A 5,473-nucleotide genomic window follows, 5' to 3' on the forward strand; every position below is an offset into this window, starting at 1 on the left:
CTGATCGCGCTGCTCGCCCAGATCGGCGCCTTCGTGCCCGCCGAAGCGGCGCGGATCGGCCTCGTCAGCCAGCTTTTCAGCCGCGTGGGCGCCTCCGACGATCTGGCGCGGGGGCGCTCGACCTTCATGGTGGAAATGGTCGAGACGGCGGCGATCCTCAATCAGGCGGACGAGCGCGCGCTGGTGATCCTCGACGAGATCGGCCGCGGCACGGCGACCTACGACGGGCTGTCCATCGCCTGGGCGGTGATGGAGCAGCTGCACGAGGTGAACCGTTGCCGCGCGCTCTTCGCCACGCATTACCACGAGTTGACCGCGCTCGCCTCCCGCCTCGACGGGGTGCGCAATGCGACCGTGGCGGTGAAGGAGTGGCAGGGCGAGGTGATCTTCCTGCACGAGGTGCGCCCGGGGGCGGCGGATCGCTCCTACGGCGTGCAGGTCGCGCAGCTTGCCGGGCTGCCGGCCGCCGTGGTGGAGCGGGCGCGCGCCGTGCTGGAGGCGCTGGAGGCGGGCGAACGCGAGAGCGGCGCGCGGCCCAGGGCGCTGATCGACGATCTGCCGCTCTTCGCCGCGGCGCCGCCGGCCGCCCCGGCCACGCCCGCGGGCCCCTCGCCGGTGGAGGAACGGATCGCGGCGCTGCATCCCGACGAACTGACCCCGCGCGAGGCGCTGGAGCTGCTCTACGAGCTCAAGACCCTCGCGCAGGGCTGACCCCGCCGCGCGCCACGGCTCGCCCGGGGTCGCGCGGACGGTACAGGCCCGTGCGAAAGTCCGGGCAAGGGGCGACTCGATGGGCGCCTTCCGCCACCTGCGCGCAAGGGAAACCGGCCTGCTCATCCCCGGTAGTCCAGCAGCGCCGCCGAGAGGTCGTCCTCCGCCGCGACGCCGGCCCCCATCGCGCGGCGCAGCTCCCAGAGCAGATCGTCGAGGAAATCCCGACCGCTCCCGGTCGGCGCCACCCGCTCGGCGAGGCGGCGCAGCCCCGCCTCGCCGAGCATCCCGCCGCCGGGCAACTGCGCCTCGGTGAAGCCGTCGGAGTGCAGCAGCAATCGGTCGCCGGGGGCGAGCCGTGTCTCGACCTCCTCGAAGCTGGCGCCGGGGACGAGGCCGACCGGCAGCCCGCCATCACCGAGAAACTCGCAGCCGCCCTGCGCGCGCAGGATCAGGGGATGGGGGTGGCCCGCCTGCACCAGCCGCACACGGCCGGACCGCAGGTCGATCGTCGCGTAGGCCATGGTGAAATACTCCTCCACACCCTTGTCGGCGGCGAGCCGGTCGTTGAGGAGGCATGCCACCTCCGCCGGGGGACGGAGCGCGAAGAACCGCTCGAACCGGCGCCGGACGGCGAGGTTCTGGTCGAGAAACTCGCCCGAAAGGTAACCGCTGACCCGCGCCGCCATCAGCGCGGAGGTGATCCCGTGCCCCGAGACATCGATCGCGTAGAGCCCGAGCATCCCTTGGCCGGGACTGAACGCGCCGACCAGGTCGCCGCCCACCTGCCCGCAGGGCTGAAAGAGAAGATTGACCTCCGAGGCGCCGAACCGGTGCGTGCGCTCAGGCACCAGCGAACGCTGGATCTTGCGCGCCTGCTCCAGGTCGGCGTCGAGCGCGGCCTGCGCCGCGCGCAGCTCCGCCAGCGTGTCGCCGAGCGCGCGCTCCATGCGCAGGATGCGCTCCCCGGCGGCGAGGCGCGCGCGCAGCTCGGCCGGATCCACGGGTTTCGTCAGCAGGTCGTCGGCGCCGCCGTCGATGCCCTGCGCCACCTCGGCCTTCTCGCTGCGCGAGGTCATCAGGATGAAATAGATGTAGCGCCCCGTGGCCAGGTCGCGCAGCGCGCGGCAGAGCGCCAGCCCGTCGAGGCCGGGCATGAGCCAGTCGCTGACCACCAGATCCGGCGGTGCCTGCCGACAGAGGGTAAGCGCCGCCTCGGCCGAGGACGCCTCCGCCACGCGGTAGCCGGCGCGTACCACGAGCTTCGACAGGAGCCGCCGCTGCACGCGGCTCTCCCCGACGATCAGGACGTCGCGCGGCGCATCCGCCGGACGCGCGGGCGCGGCGGGTTCGGGTCCGGATCGGCGAAGGGGCGCGGGCATGCAGGATACCTCCGACGGGGCAGGGGACGCCTGCCACCCGTCGAGGCTGCACCAGCCTGTCTGAAGCCAAGGTTAAGGCGCGAATTGTGCGTACCCCGCCCGCATCGCGGCGCCGCCGGTAAGAATCTCTTCACGCCCGGCTGGCATTGCCTGCCGCGGGGGCCAAGACCTCGGGAGGTTCCGATGATCGACTGGACCCGCGTAAGGGAACTGCACGAGGAGGTGGGCAACGCCGATTTCGAGGAGGTCGCCACCCTCTTCATCGAGGAGGTGCGCGGCGCGCTCGACAGGCTCGAAGCGCTGGACGACGCGGCGGAGGAGCTTCACTTCCTGAAGGGCAGCGCACTCAACCTCGGCTTCACCGCGCTCGCCGGGCGCTGCGCGGCCGGCGCCGACGCTGCCACGCTGCGCCGCTGTTTCGAGGAGTCGGCGGCTTGCTTCCGTGCGGAACTGCCGCGGCGCCTCGCCGCTTGAAACGCGCGGTCAGATGAGGAACTGCGCAAGGATCTCGTCGTCGGTGATGTCCTGATAGGCCATGCCGGCGGCCTCGAGCCGGGCGAAGAGCCGATCGAAGTTCGCGGGATCCACAGTCTCGATCCCGATGAGCACCGAGCCGAAGTTGCGCGCGGACTTCTTGAGGTACTCGAAGCGCGCGATGTCGTCGTCCGGCCCGAGGAAGTTGAGAAAATCGCGCAGCGCGCCGGGACGCTGCGGCATCCGGAGGATGAAGTACTTCTTCACCCCTCCATACCGCTGCGCGCGTTCCTTCACCTCCGGCAGGCGCTCGAAGTCGAAATTGCCGCCCGAGGTGACGCAGACCACCCGCTTGCCCCGGATCGCCTCCGCGATATCGGGCAGCACGTCCACCGAGAGCGCGCCCGCCGGCTCAAGGACCATGCCCTCGACGTTCAGCATCTCGAGGATCGTGGCGCAGACCCGGTCCTCCGGCACGCCGAGCACCGAGCCGGGATCCTCCCCGGAGAGCCGGGCGAAGGGATGCGCGCCCACCATCGCCACCGCCGCGCCGTCCACGAAGGTGTCGACCGTCTCGAGCCGGACGGGCTCCCCCGCGGCGAGCGCCGCGCAAAGGCTGCGCGCCCCCTGCGGTTCCACCAATGTCATCGCAAGCTCCGGCCCGAACCAGCCGCGCGCCCCGGACGAGAGGCCGCCACCCCCCACCGCCATCACGAGCCGGTCGGGCGCCGCTCCGAGCTGCGCCTCGATCTCGGCGGAGACCGTCGCCTGCCCCTCGATCACGTCCGGATCGTCGAAGGGCGACAGGAACTGCGCCCCCGTCTCGCGGCAATGCGCCTCGGCCGCGCGCAGCGTATCGTCGACGTAGTCGCCGACGAGCCGCACCTCGACCGCGTCGCCGCCGAACATCCGCGTCTTCTGGATCTTCTGCTGCGGCGTGGTCACCGGCATGAAGATCACGCCCTCGGCCCCGAAATGCCGGCACATGTAGGCCACGCCCTGCGCGTGGTTGCCCGCGCTCGCGCAGGCGAAGCGCCGCCCCCCCTCGAGCCGCTTGCGCATCGCGTTGAAGGCGCCGCGCAGCTTGTAGGAGCGCACCGGCGACAGATCCTCGCGCTTGAGCCAGATCTCGGCGCCGAAGCGTTCGGACAGGTGGACGTTGCGGGTGAGCGGCGTGGGCTCGAACACCTCGCGCATGGCGGCCTCGGCGGCCCGGACGGCGTCGCGGAACTCGGTCATGCGCCCGCCATGCCCCGCCGCGCGCGACGGCGCAAGCCCGTGCGCCTTGCGGGGGCAGGCCAAACCCGCTATCCGCGCGGCGGTTTCCGCAGGAGAACGACGATGAACGCGCCCAAGAAAGTCGTGCTGGCCTATTCCGGCGGACTCGACACCTCGATCATCCTGAAGTGGCTGCAGGCGGAATACGGCTGCGAGGTGGTGACCTTCACCGCCGATCTGGGCCAAGGTGAAGAGCTGGAGCCCGCCCGCGCGAAGGCCGAGATGATGGGCGCCTCCGCCATCTATATCGAGGATCTGCGCGAGGAATTCGTGCGCGACTTCGTGTTCCCGATGTTCCGGGCGAACGCCGTCTACGAAGGGCTCTACCTGCTGGGCACCTCGATCGCGCGGCCGCTCATCTCCAAGCGGCTGGTCGAGATCGCGGCCGCGGAAGGCGCCGACGCCGTGGCACACGGCGCGACCGGAAAGGGCAACGACCAGGTGCGCTTCGAGCTTTCGGCCTACGCGCTCGACCCCGAGATCAAGGTGATCGCGCCGTGGCGCGAGTGGGACCTGACCAGCCGGACAAAGCTGATCGACTTCGCCGAGAAGCACCAGATCCCCATCGCGAGGGACAAGCGCGGCGAGGCGCCCTTCAGCGTGGACGCGAACCTTCTCCACACCTCCTCCGAAGGCAAGGTGCTGGAGGACCCGGCGGAGGAGGCGCCCGACTACGTCTACCAGCGCACCACCGACCCCGAGGCCGCCCCCGATCAGCCCGACTACGTCGAGATCGGCTTCGAGAAGGGCGACGCGGTCTCCATCGACGGCGAACGCCTCTCGCCCGCCGATCTGCTGACGAAGCTCAACGCGCTCGGCGGCAAGCACGGCTGCGGTCGGCTCGACCTCGTCGAAGGACGCTTCGTCGGCATGAAGTCGCGCGGCATCTACGAGACGCCGGGCGGCACGCTCCTGCTGGAGGCGCACAGGGGGATCGAGCAGATCACGCTGGACCGCGGCGCCGCGCACCTCAAGGACGAACTGATGCCGCGCTACGCCGAGCTGATCTACAACGGCTTCTGGTTCTCGCCCGAGCGCGAGATGCTGCAGGCCGCCATCGACACGAGCCAGGAGCATGTCACCGGCACCGTCCGGCTCAAACTCTACAAGGGATCGGCGCGCACCGTCGGCCGCTGGTCCGATCATTCGCTCTACTCCGAGGCGCATGTCACCTTCGAGGACGACGCCGGCGCCTACGACCAGAAAGACGCCGCCGGTTTCATCCAGCTCAACGCGCTGCGGCTGAAGCTCCTGGCGGCACGCAAGCGGCGGCTTGGCTGACCTTTCCGAGTTCGTCGCGGCGCAGGATCCCGTCTGGGACCAGGTCCGCGCCGAGCTCCGCGCGGGCCGAAAGACAAGCCACTGGATCTGGTGGGTCTTCCCACAGCTCGAACACCTCGGCCGATCGCCGCGCGCCCGGCATTTCGGCCTCACGGGGGTCGAGGAGGCTGCCCTTTACCTTGCCCACCCCGTGCTCGGCCCGCGCCTCGAGGAGGCCGCACGCCTCATGCTCGCGCACGCGGGCACCGCACCCGAAGACGTTCTGGGCGAGGTGGACGCGCTGAAGCTCCGCTCCTCCATGACGCTCTTCGAAGCGGTCCCCGGCGCGCCGCCGGTTTTCGCCGAGG

The 5,473-nt window shown here is 70.8% G+C and carries 6 protein-coding genes; 4 read left to right on the forward strand and 2 right to left on the reverse strand.

Translation table 11 applies throughout. From position 1 onward, the window contains the following. The coding region (locus ACESL7_RS12435; protein ID WP_411289495.1) for a MutS-related protein at positions 1-711 on the forward strand (711 nt) is incomplete at its 5' end. Positions 712-833: 122 nt separating this feature from the next. Here the strand turns inward: ACESL7_RS12435 and ACESL7_RS12440 are convergent. Next, positions 834-2,093: a PP2C family protein-serine/threonine phosphatase gene (locus ACESL7_RS12440; RefSeq protein WP_372893636.1), complete on the reverse strand. Its 1,260-nt coding sequence runs from the start codon at positions 2,091-2,093 to the stop codon at positions 834-836. Between the two features lie 183 nt (positions 2,094-2,276). Here ACESL7_RS12440 and ACESL7_RS12445 point away from each other — a divergent pair, with 183 nt between their 5' ends. Further along, entirely contained in the window at positions 2,277-2,567 is a 291-nt protein-coding gene (locus ACESL7_RS12445; protein ID WP_372893637.1) for an Hpt domain-containing protein, read from the forward strand. 9 nt (positions 2,568-2,576) lie between these two features. On the opposite strand, the gene ilvA is transcribed toward ACESL7_RS12445, so the two are convergent. Beyond that, positions 2,577-3,806, reverse strand: coding sequence for a threonine ammonia-lyase IlvA (gene ilvA / locus ACESL7_RS12450; protein WP_372893638.1), 1,230 nt, complete (start codon positions 3,804-3,806; stop codon positions 2,577-2,579). A 102-nt stretch (positions 3,807-3,908) separates the two neighbouring features. On the opposite strand from ilvA, the gene ACESL7_RS12455 reads away from it, so the two are divergent. After that, positions 3,909-5,126 carry an argininosuccinate synthase gene (locus ACESL7_RS12455; RefSeq protein WP_372893639.1) on the forward strand — a complete coding sequence of 406 codons (1,218 nt, stop codon included), beginning with the start codon at positions 3,909-3,911 and terminating at the stop codon, positions 5,124-5,126. Continuing rightward, the coding region (locus ACESL7_RS12460; RefSeq protein ID WP_372893640.1) for a DUF1810 domain-containing protein at positions 5,119-5,473 on the forward strand (355 nt) is incomplete at its 3' end. The genes ACESL7_RS12455 and ACESL7_RS12460, both read left to right, overlap by 8 nt.

It is taken from the genome of Rhodosalinus sp., assembly GCF_041685465.1.
GTDB lineage: Bacteria > Pseudomonadota > Alphaproteobacteria > Rhodobacterales > Rhodobacteraceae > Rhodosalinus.

Excerpts from the sequence above, each read along its gene's own strand:
- ACESL7_RS12445 (WP_372893637.1), top strand. The coding sequence starts at position 2,277 with ATGATCGACTGGACCCGCGTAAGGGAACTGCACGAGGAGGTGGGCAAC.
- ACESL7_RS12455 (WP_372893639.1), top strand. The coding sequence starts at position 3,909 with ATGAACGCGCCCAAGAAAGTCGTGCTGGCCTATTCCGGCGGACTCGAC.
- ilvA (WP_372893638.1), bottom strand. The coding sequence starts at position 3,806 with ATGACCGAGTTCCGCGACGCCGTCCGGGCCGCCGAGGCCGCCATGCGC.
- ACESL7_RS12440 (WP_372893636.1), bottom strand. The coding sequence starts at position 2,093 with ATGCCCGCGCCCCTTCGCCGATCCGGACCCGAACCCGCCGCGCCCGCG.